At 32.4% G+C, this 18431-nt stretch carries 16 protein-coding genes and 1 pseudogene; 14 read left to right on the top strand and 3 right to left on the bottom strand.

The window, feature by feature from the left end; genetic code table 11:
* Window positions 1–24: 24 nt before the first annotated feature.
* The 11 genes from MHB39_RS03545 (at window position 25) to MHB39_RS03595 (ending at window position 12346) form a co-directional block, all read left to right on the top strand.
* Complete coding sequence (locus tag MHB39_RS03545; protein WP_312123819.1) at window positions 25–1716, top strand: 6-hydroxymethylpterin diphosphokinase MptE-like protein; 1692 nt, start codon at window positions 25–27, stop codon at window positions 1714–1716.
* Complete coding sequence (locus MHB39_RS03550) at window positions 1713–2060, top strand: hypothetical protein (protein WP_342545859.1); 348 nt, start codon at window positions 1713–1715, stop codon at window positions 2058–2060. The genes MHB39_RS03545 and MHB39_RS03550 overlap by 4 nt, the downstream gene beginning before the upstream one ends.
* Window positions 2061–2175: 115 nt before the next feature.
* Window positions 2176–3141: a UDP-N-acetylglucosamine 4,6-dehydratase (inverting) gene (gene pseB, locus MHB39_RS03555; RefSeq protein WP_342545860.1), complete on the top strand. Its 966-nt coding sequence runs from the start codon at window positions 2176–2178 to the stop codon at window positions 3139–3141.
* A gap of 73 nt (window positions 3142–3214) precedes the next feature.
* Window positions 3215–3937: a glycosyltransferase family protein gene (locus MHB39_RS03560; protein ID WP_342545861.1), complete on the top strand. Its 723-nt coding sequence runs from the start codon at window positions 3215–3217 to the stop codon at window positions 3935–3937.
* 11 nt (window positions 3938–3948) lie between these two features.
* Window positions 3949–4902 carry a UDP-2,4-diacetamido-2,4,6-trideoxy-beta-L-altropyranose hydrolase gene (gene pseG, locus MHB39_RS03565; protein WP_342545862.1) on the top strand — a complete coding sequence of 318 codons (954 nt, stop codon included), beginning with the start codon at window positions 3949–3951 and terminating at the stop codon, window positions 4900–4902.
* Window positions 4899–5945 carry a pseudaminic acid synthase gene (gene pseI, locus MHB39_RS03570; protein WP_342545863.1) on the top strand — a complete coding sequence of 349 codons (1047 nt, stop codon included), beginning with the start codon at window positions 4899–4901 and terminating at the stop codon, window positions 5943–5945. The genes pseG and pseI overlap by 4 nt, the downstream gene beginning before the upstream one ends.
* Window positions 5945–7111 carry an ATP-grasp domain-containing protein gene (locus MHB39_RS03575; protein WP_342545864.1) on the top strand — a complete coding sequence of 389 codons (1167 nt, stop codon included), beginning with the start codon at window positions 5945–5947 and terminating at the stop codon, window positions 7109–7111. Before pseI ends, MHB39_RS03575 begins: the two co-directional genes overlap by 1 nt.
* Window positions 7112–7113: 2 nt before the next feature.
* Window positions 7114–7788 carry a class I SAM-dependent methyltransferase gene (locus MHB39_RS03580; protein WP_342545865.1) on the top strand — a complete coding sequence of 225 codons (675 nt, stop codon included), beginning with the start codon at window positions 7114–7116 and terminating at the stop codon, window positions 7786–7788.
* Between the two features lie 156 nt (window positions 7789–7944).
* Entirely contained in the window at window positions 7945–9084 is a 1140-nt protein-coding gene (gene pseC, locus MHB39_RS03585; protein WP_342545866.1) for a UDP-4-amino-4,6-dideoxy-N-acetyl-beta-L-altrosamine transaminase, read from the top strand.
* 76 nt (window positions 9085–9160) lie between these two features.
* The gene (gene fliB, locus MHB39_RS03590; RefSeq protein ID WP_312123809.1) at window positions 9161–10393 is read left to right on the top strand and encodes a flagellin lysine-N-methylase; all 1233 of its coding nucleotides are present in this window, start codon (window positions 9161–9163) and stop codon (window positions 10391–10393) included.
* 174 nt (window positions 10394–10567) lie between these two features.
* Complete coding sequence (locus MHB39_RS03595; protein ID WP_312123808.1) at window positions 10568–12346, top strand: hypothetical protein; 1779 nt, start codon at window positions 10568–10570, stop codon at window positions 12344–12346.
* Between the two features lie 197 nt (window positions 12347–12543).
* Here MHB39_RS03595 and MHB39_RS03600 read toward each other — a convergent pair.
* The 3 genes and pseudogenes from MHB39_RS03600 to MHB39_RS03610 form a co-directional block, all read right to left on the bottom strand.
* Window positions 12544–13734, bottom strand: a pseudogene (locus MHB39_RS03600) (ISL3 family transposase).
* A gap of 228 nt (window positions 13735–13962) precedes the next feature.
* Entirely contained in the window at window positions 13963–14871 is a 909-nt protein-coding gene (locus tag MHB39_RS03605; protein WP_312123807.1) for a hypothetical protein, read from the bottom strand.
* Complete coding sequence (locus MHB39_RS03610) at window positions 14864–15256, bottom strand: hypothetical protein (protein ID WP_312123806.1); 393 nt, start codon at window positions 15254–15256, stop codon at window positions 14864–14866. The genes MHB39_RS03605 and MHB39_RS03610 overlap by 8 nt, the downstream gene beginning before the upstream one ends.
* Before the next feature lie 688 nt (window positions 15257–15944).
* Here MHB39_RS03610 and MHB39_RS03615 point away from each other — a divergent pair.
* The 3 genes from MHB39_RS03615 to MHB39_RS03625 all read left to right on the top strand — a co-directional run bounded on the left by MHB39_RS03615 (window position 15945) and on the right by MHB39_RS03625 (window position 18405).
* A complete protein-coding gene (locus MHB39_RS03615; protein ID WP_312123805.1) occupies window positions 15945–16991 on the top strand; it encodes an AAA family ATPase in 1047 nt (348 codons plus the stop codon).
* Window positions 16984–17520, top strand: a complete 537-nt coding sequence (locus MHB39_RS03620) for a hypothetical protein (RefSeq protein WP_312123804.1) — start codon at window positions 16984–16986, stop codon at window positions 17518–17520. Before MHB39_RS03615 ends, MHB39_RS03620 begins: the two co-directional genes overlap by 8 nt.
* A gap of 495 nt (window positions 17521–18015) precedes the next feature.
* Window positions 18016–18405 (top strand): flagellar protein FlaG, encoded by a 390-nt coding sequence (locus tag MHB39_RS03625; protein WP_312123803.1) that lies wholly within the window; start codon window positions 18016–18018, stop codon window positions 18403–18405.
* Window positions 18406–18431 lie beyond the last annotated feature (26 nt).

Here is an 18431-nt window from a genome sequence, read left to right on the forward strand (position 1 = left end):
ATAGTAATTAGGTAGGTGAGCGAGATGAAATATACTATTGAAAAAGAACAATATACATATGAAACATTAAAAATTAATAACTTATATGTCCATAGTAAGTATAATCCAATCAAAGAAGCGGAAAGAATCGTAGAAAAAGGCTACAAACCTCATCATGTACATGTTTTATTTGGATGGGGATTAGGATATGTTTATGAACAATATAAAAAAGTGAAAAAATTTGATGAAGAAATTTATATTATTGATCCTTTAGTAGACTTAGGATTATTAGAGATTAAAGAGGATATCAACTATTTAAAATTAGATAAAAAAAGTTTAAATAAGCTTTTTCTATTTTTAACTTATGAGAGAGAACAAAATGGTAAGTTAATTCAAATTATAACAACACCCAATTATGATAAAATTTGTTCAGAAGAGTATAAAAATTTATTGCAGCATATTAGAAAATTTCAAGAAACTTTGTTAATAAATGAAAATACAAAGTATGATGGAGCATTGCAATGGGAATTTAATCGATTAATCAATATGGGGAATCTACTAAAATCTTGCTCTGTTAAACACTTAGAAGGAAAATATAATGCTCCAGTTGTTGTTGCATCAGCAGGACCATCGTTAATAAAACAATTACCCCTAGTTAGGAAATATCGTAAACAAATTATCCTGGTTGCTTCAGGATCTACAATTACAACATTGATGAAGGAAAATATTGAACCAGACTATATACTATCATTAGATGGCAATATAGTTAATTATGAATTATTTAGTCCATTAAAGTTTAAACATGCAAAGCTTATCTATCATATGACAAGTCATCCATTTATCCCAAGACAATTTAAGGCACCTTATTATGTGACTGAACGAGACGGTGGGGGTATTAACTATCGCTATTTAAAAAATAAATTAAATATTACTGTTCCAATGTTAGCAGCAGGACCATCAGTTGCTAACCTATCTTTATCTTTTGCATTATATATAACGACAGGAAAGATTGCCTTTATAGGACAGGACTTGGCCTTTACTAATAATTTAAGTCATGCCGAAGGAAATGCGGGATCAATTAAAATAAAAGATGAAGAGCATGTATTGAAAGGGCATTATAAAGTAAAAGGATATTATAATGATGATGTGTGGACTTCTTCTGTAATGAATGCAATGAAAGAAAATTTTGAAAGTCAACTCCGAAATTTCTTTGGAAAAGAACGAGTATTTAATTGTACTGAAGGTGGAGCATATATTGAAGGAATGAAACAACAGCCTTTTAAGGAGTTTTGTGATCTAAATGTTTCTAAAGGTATAGTTGAAATTATTGAACCAACAAGGGAACAAATAATTTCATTTGATTTAGAGGCTGAATTATTGAAAGAAGTGAGAGTACAACAAAAAGTTATTTCTTATTGCAAAGAAGGATTAAGTGCTCTTGCGCTAAATAAATCACCAGTAGCATTTTCTCCGCAAACGTTAAAAAAATTAGAAAAAGCGGATGAACAGATTCAAAAAAGTTTAAGTGAGTTACCGATTAAGGCTATTTTAGACCCGATTCAACAAAAGATTATAACGGGTTATTTGCCAAAAGTAAATGAAACAGATAAAGAAGCTTTTGATAGAGTATATGAGCAAAATAAATCTTTGTACATGGAATTAATAGATATTTTAACGTATGTCAATCGACTGTATAAAGAAGCGATTAAATATTATAAAGAGCAGGAGAATTTATGATGGAAGAAATAAAACAAGTAGTTGAGAGTTATAATGAATATATTGTAAAGGTACCAGCAGGGTGTATAATTATTGCGAATGATTTAAGAGTTGCAAATAAAAATAGAGGATTAGCTATTATTCAGGATTTTATTGATGGAATGTTTTGGTTGATTGAGGCAGATAAGCTGTTGATACAAAATAAAGTAGCAACAGGATTTAGTGTAGAAAAAGCAACAGAGTTTTTAAATGAAATCAATAGTGGATTAGAGAATAAGGATTACTTTTTAGTAGCTGATTTATTTGAGTATGAGGTAGCTCCGTTTTTCGAAAAATTGGAAGCTATTAGTTTCCAAAATAATTAAAGAGATCAGGAATAGTGTAAACATTATTTGAGTTACTCTTAACGAAATATTTGAAGAATAAGTGGATGATTATACATAATATCCAAACACTTTTAGAGCAGAGGTAGGATTTGTTATGCTACAAGATAAAACAGTATTAGTAACAGGTGGTACAGGTTCATTCGGTAAGACGTTTATACGTAAAGCTTTAGAACTAGATGTAAAAAAGATTATTGTTTTCAGTAGAGATGAATTAAAGCAATATGAAATGAAACAGGAATTTCATGATGAACGTTTACGCTTTTTTATTGGAGATGTTCGTGATAAGGAGCGATTATATAGAGCATTTGATGGTGTAGATATCATTATTCATGCGGCTGCAATGAAACATGTAGATGCTTGTGAATATAACCCATTTGAAGCAGTCAAAACGAATATTCATGGTGCACAAAATATTATTGAAGCTGCAATTGATCGTGGCGTAGAGAAGGTTATTGCACTTTCAACAGATAAAGCTTGTTCACCAGTAAATTTGTATGGTGCAACCAAATTAGCATCAGACAAACTATTTGTTGCAGCAAATTCATATGTTGGTGAGAAGAAAACCCGTTTTGCAGTAGTTCGTTATGGCAATGTTGTTGGTAGTCGAGGAAGTGTTGTTCCATTTTTTAAAAAGATTAAGGATACAGGTGTGATTCCGATTACAGACGAACGTATGACGCGCTTTTGGATTACGTTAGAACAAGGTGTCCAATTTGTATTAGAAAACTTAAAACGTATGCATGGCGGCGAAATTTTTGTGCCTAAAATTCCAAGTATGAATATTATGGATTTAGCAAAAGCAATTGCACCAGATTGTAAATATGAAATTGTTGGTATTCGTCCAGGGGAAAAGTTGCATGAAGCAATGATTATGGAAGATGATGCTCGTCATACTAAGGAGTTTGATACGTATTATGTCATCCAACCTGAATTTCCATGGTGGTCGATGGAATATATTAATGAAGGGAAGCTTTTACCAGAAAACTTTGCTTACACAAGTGATAAGAATACAGAATGGTTAAGTATTAAACAATTACAGCAATTAATAGAAAATCTATAACAACAATATGAATAATTTTAGGGGATTTTATATTATTTAAAATATTATTAGAATTTAATTAGGAGGTACAAGGGTGAACATAATAGTTATTATTCAAGCAAGAATGGGTTCATCACGTTTACCAGGAAAAATTTTAAAACCGCTTCATGATGTTGATGTATTAACATATAACGTTACTCGTTGTAAATCAATTGAAGGAGTAAGTGAAGTGATTGTAGCAACAAGTTCATTACCACAGGATGATGAACTTGTAAGGTGGTGTGAAAAACATGACGTAGTATATTATCGTGGGTCAGAAGATGATGTGCTTGATCGCTATATACAATGTGCAAAATTGTATCAACCTGATTATATTATGAGAGTTACATCAGATTGCCCATTTGTAGATTATGAAATGGCTAGTGAAATGGTTAAATTAATACAAAAAGAACACAAGGATATTATTTTTTTAGAGGGAGATATTCCGCGCGGATTAGCGGTTGAAATCATTTCATACAAAGCACTATTACATATTTATAATGTGGGTCAGAAGCCACGTCATCGTGAGCATGTTACATATTATGCATATGAATTTAAAGAACAATTTGAAGCAGTGACTTATAAAGTTCCAGAAAATCGGAAAGCTTTAAAGTTACGTATTACACTCGATACAAAAGAAGATTATAAATTAATACAAGCTGTTGCAAATTATTTTCAAAATCCCTTAGTATCAAGCGTAGAAGTTATTCAATATTTAAAAAATCATCCTGAAATAGCAAAAATAAATGCACATATTCAGCAGAAACCGGTGATTTAATGAAGAAAATTGTGATTGTAGCAGATGCTTCAATTGAAATTGGTATCGGTCATATTATGAGATGCTTAACTATTGCAAATAATTTAAAGAAATATTCATATTATATTACTTTTGTCATGCGTAATTTGCCCGGTAATTTAATTGATTATGTTATAAAACAGGGATATGAGCATAGTTTTGAATATACAAAAGCAGATTTATATATAGTAGATTGTTATGATAGAGATATTCAAGATGAAAAAGAAATGCGTAATTATACAAAATATATTATGGTGATAGATGATTTAGCAAATCGTGAGCATGATTGTGATATTTTATTAGATCAAAGTGTACTTCCAGACTATTCTGTACGTTATGATTTATTAGTGCCAAAACATTGTATAAAGCATTTAGGACCACAATATTTAATTTTGCGTGATGAATTTTTAGCTGTACGTCAACCTAGAAAAATACATTCAATTAATCGTCTACTTGTTTTTATGGGCGGATCTGATCCGACAATTGAAACTTTAAAAGTATTAAAAGCGCTGCAAACTACATCGTTTGAACATGTCGATATTGTTGTTGGAAGTAGTAACATGCAAAGACAAGAGATTCAAAAAATTTGTATAGAAAAAGGTTATCAATATCACCAACAAATTAATTATATGGCTGAATTAATGAGTAAAGCAGATTTATCTATAGGTGCTGGAGGCATCACAGCTTGGGAAAGAAGTTTTATAGGTTTACCTTCAATATGTACAATTGTTGCAGAAAATCAACGATTAGGTACTACTTATGCGGGGCAGATAGGGACTTGTATAAATCTAGGATGGCACGAAGAAGTAACTGTAGCCACATATAAAAATATATTGAATACTGTTACAGTTGATAAATTACAACAAGTAAGTGATAAAGGATTAAAGATAACAGAAAATGATAAACCTAATGCATGGGTAGATTCTATATTGGAGTTGATACAATGATTAAAATAGGAAATCGTGAGATAGGAAAGCATGAAAAACCTTTTATTATTGCTGAGATGTCGGGCAATCATAATCAATCATTAGAACGAGCTTTACATTTAGTGGAGTTGGCAGCAGAAGCAGGAGTAGATGCGTTAAAATTACAAACGTATACTGCGGATACAATTACATTAGATGTGCATACAGATGAATTTTTCATAACAAATGAAAATAGTTTATGGAAGGGACAATCATTATATGATTTATATGAACAAGCATACACACCATGGGAATGGCATAAACCGATTTTTGATTATGCAAATGAATTAGGGTTAATTGTATTTAGCTCACCATTTGATGAAACAGCGGTAGATTTTTTAGAAACATTGAATGTCCCAGCCTATAAAATAGCATCATTTGAAAATGTCGATATCCCTTTAATAAAAAAAGTAGCAAGTACAGGTAAACCTATTATTATATCAACTGGTATGGCGACAGCATCAGAATTAGATGAAGCAGTTAGAACCGTATTAAGAGAAGGAAATAACCAAATTATTTTATTAAAATGTACAAGTACATATCCTGCATCACCACAGAATTCAAATTTAGCTACTATACCACATATGCGTGATTTATTTAATGTAGAAGTGGGTTTATCTGACCATACGATGGGACTAGGAGTATCTGTAGCAGCTGTGACTTTAGGAGCGACAGTTATCGAAAAGCACTTTACAACTTCTCGTATTGAAGGTGGAGTAGATTCGGCATTTTCGATGGAACCACATGAATTAAAAATGTTAGTGGAAGAAACGGAGCGAGCTTGGCAAGCTGTAGGTAATATAAAATATGGTCCGACAGAATCTGAAATAAAAGCAACCGATGACCGACGCTCTCTTTACATTGGTGAAGATATGAGAGTAGGAGATGTATTTACAAAAAAAAATTTAAGAGATGTACGTCCAGGGCTTGGATTGCCTACTAAATATTATGATTTATTATTAGGTAAGACGATTAAACAGGATGCTAAAAAAGGAACACCTGTAAGTTGGGAGCTAATATTATAGTGAATTTAAAAGCTTTGGCTGTTGGTGCTGGAGAAGAACAAATCTTTTTTATTGAAGAAGCACAAAAATTAGGTATCTATGTTATAGCTGTAGATGGCAATCCTTTAGCAAGGGGATTGACTGTAGCTAATGAAGGTTATTGTATAGACATAAAAAATGAAGAAAAAATAATTGAACTAGCAAAAAAGCATGCTATTAATTTTGTTATACCAGTACCAATTGGAAGTTTAATTACTACAATGGGTGCTGTCAATGATGCATTAAACTTAAAGGGAGTAACTCGAAAGCAAGCTGAATTATTTTCAGATAAAGAAAAATTTAAGGAGTTTAAGATAACTCATGGATTCTATAATCCAAAAGAACTTTCAATAAAAGAGCCTACTATATTTCAGATTCAAGCTGCTCTAGAAGAATGGAATTGTTGTTGTATTTTACGTCCAAGTAAAGGTTCTGGAAGTCGAGGTATTGTTCTTGTTGAGAAAGAAGACTCTGCCTTAATACAAGAACATCTAGATGCTTTATTACCAACAGAGCACTGTTTAATAAGTGAATTCGTAAAGGGGATTGAATATGGTGTGGATTTAGTTATTTCAGATAAAGTTTATATACTGAGTATTCGTGAGAAACTGCTGACTGATATGCCATATCGACAAGAAACAGGATTTACTATTGTAATTGATAATAGCATTCAAGAAAAAGTAAAAAAGGAATTTGAAAAATTAGTACATATAGTCAGGTTAAAAAATGTAATGATGCATGCTGATGTAATTATTGATGGGGAACAAATTTTTATTATTGAAGCTTCACCAAGACCAGCGGGGTTAGGGATTTATGAGAACTTACTTAATGTGTATTACAGAGAACCTGTTGTTCAACAATGTATCAATATAATGACGAATGACAATAATGATTGTGTACTAACAGACAAAACAAATTTCATAGGCTTATATTTTTGGGACTTGCCAAATAAAAAAATTACAAAAGCTTTAGATTATTCAAAGGATGGTATCATTAAATTTAAATTTAACCTAAATATTAATGATACGGTACCTACAGTAAAGCAAGGTGCTGATATTTATAAGAGAGGCTATTTTCTATTAAAAGCAAATACAAAAGAAGCAATATTAGATTTAAGACAAAATGTATTAGATTCGGTGGTGCGATAATAATGGTGAAAAATTATGATGAGCAAAATAAAAAGATTTGGTCCTCTGTTATTGAAAAGGATGTTATGTTATATCCAAATGAACGAGTAGTAGCTTTTTTAGCGCGTAACTATCCAAATATAGAAGAAAATAAGGAAACACGCAGAGGTTTTGATATTGGTTTTGGATCTGGTAGGCACTTGAAATTATTAATGGATTATGGATTTGAGGCACATGGAATAGACTATAGTGAATCAAGTGTAGATACGGTCAAAAGCTTATTTGGTAGTAATGTTCATGTAAAATTAGCTAATTTAGATGATGTAAAATATACAGAGTTTTATGATGTTGTTTTGATGTTCGGAGTAGCCTTTTTGCGACCTGAAGAAGAGATAAAAAAAGATTTAGAAAGAGTAAATAAATTTCTTAAAAAGAATGGTAAGCTTTTTATTAATTTTAGAACAAAAGAAGACTTTTTATATAAACAAGGAAAGCAGTTAGCAAGAAATACATATTTACTTGAGAATCAAGGAGTTTATAGTGGGCTTACTTATACTTTTTTGGATAAGGAAGAGGCTGTGAAATTATTACAAAATGCAGATTTTAAAGTTGAGTTAATTGAGCGAGATGATTATTGGAAAAATAATTTGAAAGAACATAATAGCTGGTGGGTTATCACAGCTCAAAAGATTAATTAGAAAGATATAAAATGTATTATTAAAATAGAAGAGTAACAAGTTTCTGATTTGAATTAGATACATATGGCTCTTTATTATACGCAGAGAGTTTTACGAAAAATATTGTTAATTATTTCTGTGTTTATTGTTATTTTGTGAAATGAGGAATAATAGATAATGCGAAAATATATGCATTTTATTTCATATGGTTGTCAATCAATTGATGAAGAAGATATTCAAACAGTTATTGATACACTACGTTCGCCATTTTTAACACAAGGACCTAAAGTTGCTGAGTTTGAGCAAGTAATTGCGAATTTTGTTGGAGCAAAATATGCAGTTGCTTTTTGTAATGGAACAGCAGCATTACATGGTGCTTGTTATGCTGCGGAGGTTGGAGAAGGAGACGAAGTTATTACTTCTCCTATTACTTTTGTTGCTAGTGCAAACTGTGTACGTTATGTTGGAGGAACGGTTGTTTTTGCTGATATTGACCCAGTGACTTATAATATCAACCCGGCACAAATTCAAGCTAATATTACAGAGAAAACGAAAGCAATTATTCCGGTTGATTTTACAGGACAGCCTGCCGATATGGACGAAATTATGTCAATTGCGAAAGAGCACAATCTGGTTGTTATTGAAGATGGCGCTCATTCGTTAGGTGCTGAATATAAAGGGAGTAAAGTTGGAATACAAGCGGATATGACAATGTTTAGCTTCCATCCAGTAAAGCCGATTACAACTGCTGAAGGTGGCGTTATTGTTACTAATAATAAAGAGTATTATAAAAAGCTTCGAAAATTCCGTAGTCATGGTATTGAACAAACGTCTTATGCAAAAGAGCAAGGTGACTGGTATTATGAAATGACTGAACTTGGCTATAACTACAGAATGACAGATTTACAGGCAGCACTAGGTCTTTCACAAATGAAAAAGCTGGACCAATTCATTGAGAGGCGTAGAGAAGTTGCAGAGTTGTATACAGAAAAATTGAAAATTATGGAAGGTGTTATTACGCCACAGCTACTAGAAAATACAGCGTCTGGGTGGCATTTATATATGATTCAATTAGAGAAGGGAAATCGTAAACAGATTTTTGAAAAAATGCGTGCAGCAAATATTGGTGTACACGTGCATTATATCCCTGTTTATTGGCATCCATATTATCAAAAATTGGGTTATGAAAAAGGGCTTTGCCCAGAAGCAGAAAGTTGGTATGAAAAAGCTTTAACATTACCTATTCATCCACAAATAAGCAATGAAGAAATAATGTTTGTTATAGATAAATTAAATTCATTTGTAAATACTAATTAATTTTGTGGGACTGAAAGTTAACTTAGAAAGAAACTAGTTTAATAAATAGGACAAAAGAATTATAGGGGGAAGTTTGTTGATTAGGACTGATATAATGGGTAAAGTAATGATAGTTCCAAAAGGCACTGAGGAATTTCGATGTATAGGTACTGCCTGTGAGGATCATTGTTGTAATAGCTGGAGAGTTGATATTGATCGTGTTGGATTTATGAAGGTGACAACATCTAGTAATTCTGTAATTAAGCCTTTAGCTAAAAAGGCGTATGTGAAAAATCAGAATGCTACAAATGATTCTAACTATGGCTTAATGCAATGGAATGGCGAAAGATTATGCCATTTTTTAGATGAGAACAAATGGTGTATTATTCATAAAGAATTAGGGGAAAGTGCTTTATGTAATACATGTGCTATTTATCCTCGTGAGCATCGTCAAGTCGGTGAGTATGTTGAAAAATCTTTATCACTGTCCTGTCCAGAAGTAGTCCGGACATTATTACTTCAAGTAGAGGGATTAGAATTTGAGGAAGTTTTGGCACAGTCGAATGAACGAGTTATAAATAAAGCCTTTGTAAAAGGTGAAGCAGTAGATTTCATATGGAAAGTTCGAATATTTGCGATAAATTTGCTTCAAGAACGTAGTATTCCACTCGATATACGTATGTTGCTTTTAGGAGTATTTATGGAGCAAGTGAATAAAAAAACGCAAACACTTGAAAATATTGAGCAAGTAATTTTGAAGATGGAGCAACGGATATCAATGCCAGAATACCTACAAGCAATTTTGAGTGTTAAGGGTAACGAACTTGTACAATTACAACTGCATAAAGAATTAATTCGAACAACGATTGAAGAAATTTCATTTAATCCTCGTTTTGTGAATGTTGTCAACCAATTTATTCGAGGGTTACAAACAGGACCACTTGAAGAGAAGGAAATTACAGAAGAAACGCTTAAGGCATATATTACTGCACAGGCTAACTATCATAAGTTTATTCAAGAGCATCATTATATTTTAGAAAATTATGTAGTGCATTATATTTTTACAAATCTATTTCCTTTTAATGCTGCAGCACCATTTGAGGCATATGAGGATATTGTGATTAATTATCAAATCATTAAAGCTCTTTTAATTGGTGTGGCTGCGCATAATGGTGAGCTCACAGTTGATGATGCGATACTTGTTATTCAAAGTTATTCAAAAGTAGCGGCACATAACAGTAAAAGTTACAGCACGTTACGTAAAAAAATGAAAGAATCTGGGTTAGAGGCATTACCATTTTTATTTGCTTATATTAAAACAAATAAGTGAAGTTGATTGAAAGCTCACTAAGTTTCTTTTCAGTGTATTAATTTGGGAATAAGAATAGTTGAATTTTTTTCCTTTGGAGGGATTTTGGGGTTATCCAATCTCTCTTTTTTTCGTTTTTTAAGTATTTTGGGTAATATAATGAGATAAATATATGAAAAAAGGTAGATGATGAGCGTGGAGCATTTATTTTTTAAGAATGTCCATAGTTTTCGAAATGATCAAGGAAGAGTAACTGATTTAAGTAAGGGATATTTACAGCAATCGATTCAGTTTATATTAGTCAACGTAGTATTAGCTGCTAAGACAGTTCGAGTTTGCAAAGAAGAACCAGGATATATTTTTATTTACTTTATGGATAAGGTGTATTATGGAAAAATAGTACGGTTGTATTCTAAAGATGAAATTAAAAAATTGACCGAAGAATTAGCAAATGAAACGTTTACTTATTCAGTTGAGATAGCAGCTTTAAAAGAAATGCCTGTAGAACATTTAAAGTATTTATTTGCAAAGAGTAAGCGGAAGTGTATTGGTGATGCTAATTATTCTTTATTCCAGACGAAAGATGATAATTATCCATATGCTACTCCAATTGTAGATAATACAAAGGATTTCTTTCTGGATACATATTGCATTGTTAATGACTTTAAAGAAGTTATTTTATACAGCAATGACACTATTCAAAATCAAAAAACATACGGTAAAATTGTTGAAGAGGATGGGGAAATTTTTGTTACTTTAACGAACGAAAAGATGCTTCAAGTGGATACGGGTTATTTATTAGGCGAATATGATTCACGCTTCCCGAATTATCGACCGTATTTTTATGAATTTATCCCAGTCCATTTAACAGATAAAAAAATAGAACAAATGGGGTTAGAGAGAAATAAATGGTATAACGTAAGCCTTTATATTGATGTATCTGTTCAGGGGGAATTTAATGAAAAAATGATTAAAGGTACACTTCTTTTTAGTGCTTCTCCTATCATACGTAAAGGACGGCGACTAATATTTGGAGAAGAGGCTTCTACAGATATTGAACAGCATTTTAATCAATTGTTAAGTCAAGAACAGGAAAACTGGATAGTGAATAAAGGGGATGAAGTAAAGGAACAATTTGAACAAGCTTTAAATTTATCACAATATAATGATTTTGAAATAAATGTTATTGTCTATTCAGTAGGCCAAGGTAATTGGATTCAAGTGAAAGGTATGGACAAAGGGAATGAAATATTTTCATTGTGCTTTGATATTGGATTTACTATCACTGAAACAAGTACCCTTTATGAGGATGCGATACAACAGGCGGCATTAGAGGCTAAAAAATCAAATTTAATCATACTCTCCCATTGGGATTTAGATCATATTTTAGGTGTTTCTAAATTCAGTAAAATCGATTATGAGAAAACATGGATTGTCCCACAAATTATTGATACTGCGAGTGAATCTTCTAAACGATTAGCAGTTTATTTAGTAAAAGAAAGCAATATTAATGCCGTTTTTGCTGCAGATACATTTAATGGAACAGTCATTTTTAAGAGCGATTATTTTGTATTAGGAAAAGGACAAGGGAATCAATCAGGAAAAAAGATGACAATTGGAAATACTTATAGCTGGAAGACAAAGTACAATAATTTAAATAATTTAGGGCTAATATTAGAAGTGAAAAACAATGGGCATTCAATGTTATTGCCTGGCGATTGCGAATACATAGAGTTCCCGCAACCTTTTATGAAACTCTATAATACAATTGTCGTGCCACATCACGGCGCAGCTGTAGAAGGTGTTGCTTTACCAGACCAAAGTGTACATTGCAGTGAAGCGATTGCCTGCGTAAATCGTAAGAAAAGTAGAGGCTATCCGAAGAAAAAGCATGTGGATATTTTAGAGAACGATAAAGGTTATCAAGTAAATTCAAATACTTGTTATAAAATTTCTAAAACTTTTAAATTATAATTTTAAAACTGGGGTATCTGAAAATTTAGGATGACTACGTATGTTAAACTATACATCAATAGCATAGTAAAAAATAATAAGTATAGTTAAGGATGGAATAGGTAAACTTATAAGACGAGGGGGAGTTTGATGTTATTTGAAATTGAAAACTTTAAAGGTTCTACGTCAAATGTTGGGGTGGTGTAATCTTTAGCATGTTAACCCAGACGAACCCCGATTTCTTTATACTTAAATTTAATAAGATTTTTGCTCGAAAGTGATTGAAGCGTCGAAAGCCATATGCATTCCGTTTCATCACTTTTGTTTTATTATTAATGCCCTCCAAGAAGCCTTTGGAATAACCAAAACTGAAGCTATTTAAAATTTCTACTTGCCAGTTTTCAATGTTTGAATTGCTTTTAAGAAAGTGGGTAATTTTGTCCCTTCTACCTTACGGCAAAAAGCTTGTAATCACTTTTTCTTTTCTACGACATCATTCCTTGCCCAATCAAACCAATAGGCTTCCTTTAATTCATGAGCTACTTTCAATGTTGCAGACATTTCTGTATAGCGCTGTAAGTACCACTGTTGTTTCGGTGATAATTTGGATGCACGTTTATAAAACACAGGACGCATACGTTTACATTTTGTGCGATTGCATTTGTCCCATTCTTTTTGTACTTGTCGGCGTACTTCATCCATAGCCCAGTAAATATAACGACTAAAATGAAAGCGATCTGCTACAATGACAGGTCGACCCAGCGCTTGACGAACAGCTGCTTTAAAACTTAGATTCATATCTATGACCACTATTTCAACATCTGTTCCATACTGACTCAAGTAATTTTTTATTGTTGCTTTTTTACGATTGGGTAAAATATCAATCGGTTCGCGTGTCTCCGCATTTGCAATGATTAGCTGATAGGTATCTGTATCTGTATTGCCTTTATACTCATCAATCGCAATCGCTTTTGGTAACCGTACACCCTCTACTAATTGTTTAGTCGCTATCTTTTTAAAACGGAGAATGACCGTCGTGGTTGATGTACCTAGTACTTCTGCAACTGCTTTAAATGTTTTGGCTTTAATAGCACGTATACTTACCACTTGATTCCATTCTTTTGAGTAGCGTTGATATTTATCAACGAAAGGGGTATTTTCAGAGAATCGCTTTCCGCAATGACATACATAACGACGACGTTTATAGAATAGAATCGTTAAACGTTCAAACCACTTTAAATAATGGATCTTCTGTATACGATAATCGTGAACCTTCGATGTTTTTTATAAACTGGACGTGGATACGTATATTTTGGCAATTGTACATATAACGCGATTCGATCGTCTATTTCTTCCATTTTCATAACTTCTACATCTTTTAATCCTGGGATATTCATGTTAAAATTCATTTGCACAGTTCACCTTTCTATTACTTGTTTATCGACAATTCAAGTATATATAAATAGGTGATTCTGTGCTTTTTTTATGCGTGTAATTGTATGAATACCCTAAAAAATATTATAGAACCAAAAATTAAAAGACCTAAGCCCGGCGGAATACCGGACTCAGATCTTAGAAGTTGCTTAACTATATGTCTAACTTTTTTTGGTCAAATTACTTATTGTAAAAGATTAGCGTTAGGTAATACTATGAATCTTAATCCCCAGCTTTTTTTCAATTTTCTTTTTTCGGTGTTTTATCTGTTCCATCATTAGGTTTGTAGTATTTGGGGATAGCTGATCAAATTTGCTTTGCGCTCTTTTGGCATAATTAATAAAATTTCCGTATACCCCTCGATTTGTTCCTAAATCGGTATATAAACCATAAATACGTTTACGATAAGGCGCTTTGTTTAGACTTTTTCTCTTTTGCACTTTTTTTGCCCGGTGGATTAGTCTATATGCTTGGCGATAAAATTTATAAGGGCTTTTTCCACGCATAGAGACATTTTTTCCATCGAAAACAAAGCCTAAATAATCAATTTTAGTTAATGTTTGGCCATCGCTAGTTGTTATTTTTTTATCTTTATAAAGGTAAGAGTTAGTTTTTTCTTTTTGAATTTCGATACTATTTAACGATGCTAAACGAAGCACATTCATTTCGATTTGTCTGAATTCTGCCAGTGACAATATATGTGTGCATTGATCTTTAGGAATGACTAAAATAAAATCATCAGAGTATCTTCTATAGACACCCGAATATTGATTGGCTATTCTTTTCATTGAGACATCAAAGTCGGTTGCATAAACATTAGCAAAAACTGCACTTATAGCAGTGCCTTGGGGGATGCCATAAGGATGCTTATTTTTTTTCGTCTTGTGTATCTTTTGGAATTCTCTAAATCCCTTAAGTTGACTAAAGTAACTAGTTTTCTTATTACTTTTTAATTGTTTATCTGTACCAAATTGTTCGATTAGAAAATCCTTTTTATAATAACCGTATTTCGTAATAGACTTAAAAATATTATACCAATCGTTACTTAAACGAATATCATTTAAAACGACTAGCAATCTTCTTTTTAATAATCTATGGTTGATTTTAGTCATTTATAATTGTAGCTGCGAAATCAATGTTTGATTGACCATGTTTATTATTTCTGTATGCAATTGAGCATTCGTCAACTCCATTATCATCACACCATTTATTATATTTTTTGTTTAAAATTTCCTCAGTGTAATATTTGTAAATATAATTATCAAGATGACCTGCATACATAATATTGCGTTCTTTAGATGTAGCAGGGCGATTGTTTAATTCAGGATTATTTATGCCAGTATACTTTTCAGATGTAATCGTATAATGAATAAACGGTAAAAAACTATGTACAGCAATTCTCTTTGAATCTGTTATATAGCTTTCAACATGCTGTATTTGTATTCTATGATCAAAGTGTAAGTAGTGTTTCATTCTATATTTTTGGCTATCTAACATATATCTTCACCCTTTTTTGGAACAAAAGAGACGGCAAACCTGGCTTTTGTCAATTGTCTCTTTTGCGCTCTGAGTCATAGTACTATAGTATTGACCATTTTTTATATATAGTACGCCAGAAAGTTTAATCAACTGTGTTACGATGTGATTGCATCGATTGTCAGTAATCAGGAAGGTGGCATCGACATGAAGTTATCAGTTCTGCCAATCTTGTTTAGCTTAGTCGCTATTAAGATATCAATCCAGTTTCTACTAGATTTACTCTATAAAGCATTACTTGACAGTCTTAATCCCCGTGTTCTACTAACATATGTTATAGTAGGCAATTTCATAATAGCATATCTATTAGTAAGGGTATACAGATTAAACATGTATTTAACAATTGCTCTACCCTTGAGTGAAATAAATGAGCAATAAGGTAGAGACTACTGGCGGACAAATCTAATTTAATATGAAATTTTAAGTCAATAGGAACCAGTGCTTGATTTTGTATCTATAGGTTTAAAAAGTAGCCTATACTTTACGAAATATCATAACAGTAATAGATTTGAAAGCATGGACGAAAAAACGATAGAAATGTGGTGTGCAAAATGTGGCAAGGGGATATTACCATATGTATATGGATATCTTGTATAATAAGAATAACAAAAAATGATTTGTACAAAGTAAGATAGCGAGGGGTGTGTCGATGACAAGTCATGCAATTGAATCGATATGTTTAACAAACTTTACCGTTTTTCAAAAAAATGAAATAACATTTGCTAAGCATATTAATATTATTAGTGGGGAAAATGGTGTTGGTAAAACGCATTTGATGAAGGTGTTGTACAGTATAGGATCTTCACTTCAGAAAACGGAGGAAATCTCTTCAAAAAAGTTAGAGGAAAATCTTGCGGCTAAACTTGTTGGCGTTTTTCGCCCCGATCAACTCGGCAGGTTAGTGAAAAGAAAAGCAGGACGTCATAAAGCGAGTGTTGAAGTGAAGTGGTGTTCAGGTTCCACGTTTACAACGACATTTGCAACAAGTAATTCTAAATCTGTCAGTGTGGAGTTAAATCATCCACAACAAAAATGGCCAACGATGGTGTTTATCCCTGTAAAAGAAATGATTTCAGCAACGGAAAATTTCACTGGTCTTTATGAGGAGTATCATATCGCGTTCGAAGAGACGTATTATGATTTAAATAAACAGTTACTATTGCCATTGAAACGCGGACCTTTTGTTCAGACTCAAAAAGAATTATTATCAACGTTAGAAAGAGCGTTGTCAGGGCAAATTATACAGGAGAACAATAAATTCTATTTAAAGCAGCTTGGCATTGGGAAGCTAGAAATGGGCTTATTAGCTGAAGGGTACCGTAAAATTGCGACGATTGTTCAATTGATTGCAAATGGTACAATTCAGGAAAATACGATTTTATTTTGGGACGAGCCTGAATCAAATATTAATCCAAAAATGATTCCTATTTTAAGTGAGCTATTCTTACAGTTAGCGCGCTTAGGTGTTCAATTGTTTATTTCAACACATAGCTATTTTTTATTACAAGAAATGGGACTCTTCACTGAATACAATAACGAGGAGCAGCTAGACATTCAGTTTCTATCTATGCATATGGAGGAAGGGGTATTAAATGTGGAAACTGTATCCCAATTAAAAGACTTACAGCATAATCCTATAGCAGATGAATTTAACAGACTGTATAACCGTGAGCAGGAGCTGTTTTTCAATGACTGAAGTAATAGAGAGTCGTATGAAATTTTCAGTCGATGACACTGTTGATTTTGTAAAATTTGATGAAACTACTTTCTTCAATAAGCATTTTAAAAAACTACAAGATTCTAAAGGTATTGATTTTATTTTTTATGATACTGAAGCGAACGAGTATGTCATTATTGAAGTGAAAAATTTCCGAGGTGCTGAACAAGAACCAACTACTAAGAATCGTTTGAAAATTAATCATCCAGACAGTGTGATTACAGAAACAGCTTTGAAGGTGAGAGATTCGCTTTCATGTTTAATAGGTGTTTCAAGAAGTGAACAAGACTCTGAACTAAAGTCTTTTCAAAAGATACTTAAAAAAGATAGTAAGATAAAGATAATTTTGTTGTTAGAGGCTAATTCAGTTGATAGTAAATGCTATAAGATATTAACAGACGATTTAAAGAAGAAGTTGGCATGGCTGAATATCCGTGTATTAGTTGCTAATAAAGACGATTTACAAAAATATATTACATGGTTACAAATAAACAATATACCAGATTAGGAATCTTCACCAAAAACTGCAATTTCCACTACAAGCGGACGCTTTTTGCAAGGCGTCCGGTGAGCTACTTGGGGCAAAAGAAAGTGGGGCACGAAGGCATTGTCACAGGACGTGACGTATTAAGCCTTCGTTCTTCAATCCGTCCAATCCGTTTTTTATCCCCAAAGTATTTCTCCTTTTAATTCCGCATATTTACATATTTTTAGCTCAAGAACATATTTCGATATTGATTCTAAATTAATCAGTCATTTTTTTATAATCGATCGCTTAATTTCAGAGATGTTTTAGGCTGCCTTATGAAATTAGGCTAGTTTAAAGTGACCATTCGTTCTGTTTTGCTCTTTTTTAAGAGACAACAATCTACAGTTTTTTTCAGGAAATCTCTACAATCCTCCCAACCTCTATTACATTGTTTCATAAAAAACTGAAATTCTATATTTTTCATCCGATATTATTACTACTAATATTTGTATGACGGTCAAGGAGGATGGACATATGCGTATTACAAGTAATGCCGATATAACTGCAGTATCTGTAGGTAAACAAGATAAAATAGCCGTACAAGCAGTAGATCAAACAGCATCCAATCAAAGCGAAGCCGTGCAGAATAAAAAGGCACCTACGGTTGAGCAAATACAGCAGCTGAGTCATGATGATGAAACAAAGGCAAAATTGCAAGAAGTTGTTGATAAAATGAATCAGATGCTAGAAGTAAATCATAATGCAGCAAAATTTAAATATCATGACGGACTTGATCGCTATTATGTAACAGTAGTAGATCGTGCGACAGATGAGGTTATAAAAGAAATCCCGCCGAAAAAGTTACTTGATGCATTTTATGAAATGCAAAAGTTATTCGGGATGATTGTAGACGAAAAAGTGTAAATTTACTTTAAAATGGAGGGCTAATT

The sequence above is a fragment of the Lysinibacillus sp. FSL K6-4013 genome, assembly GCF_038630435.1.
GTDB lineage: Bacteria > Bacillota > Bacilli > Bacillales_A > Planococcaceae > Lysinibacillus > Lysinibacillus boronitolerans.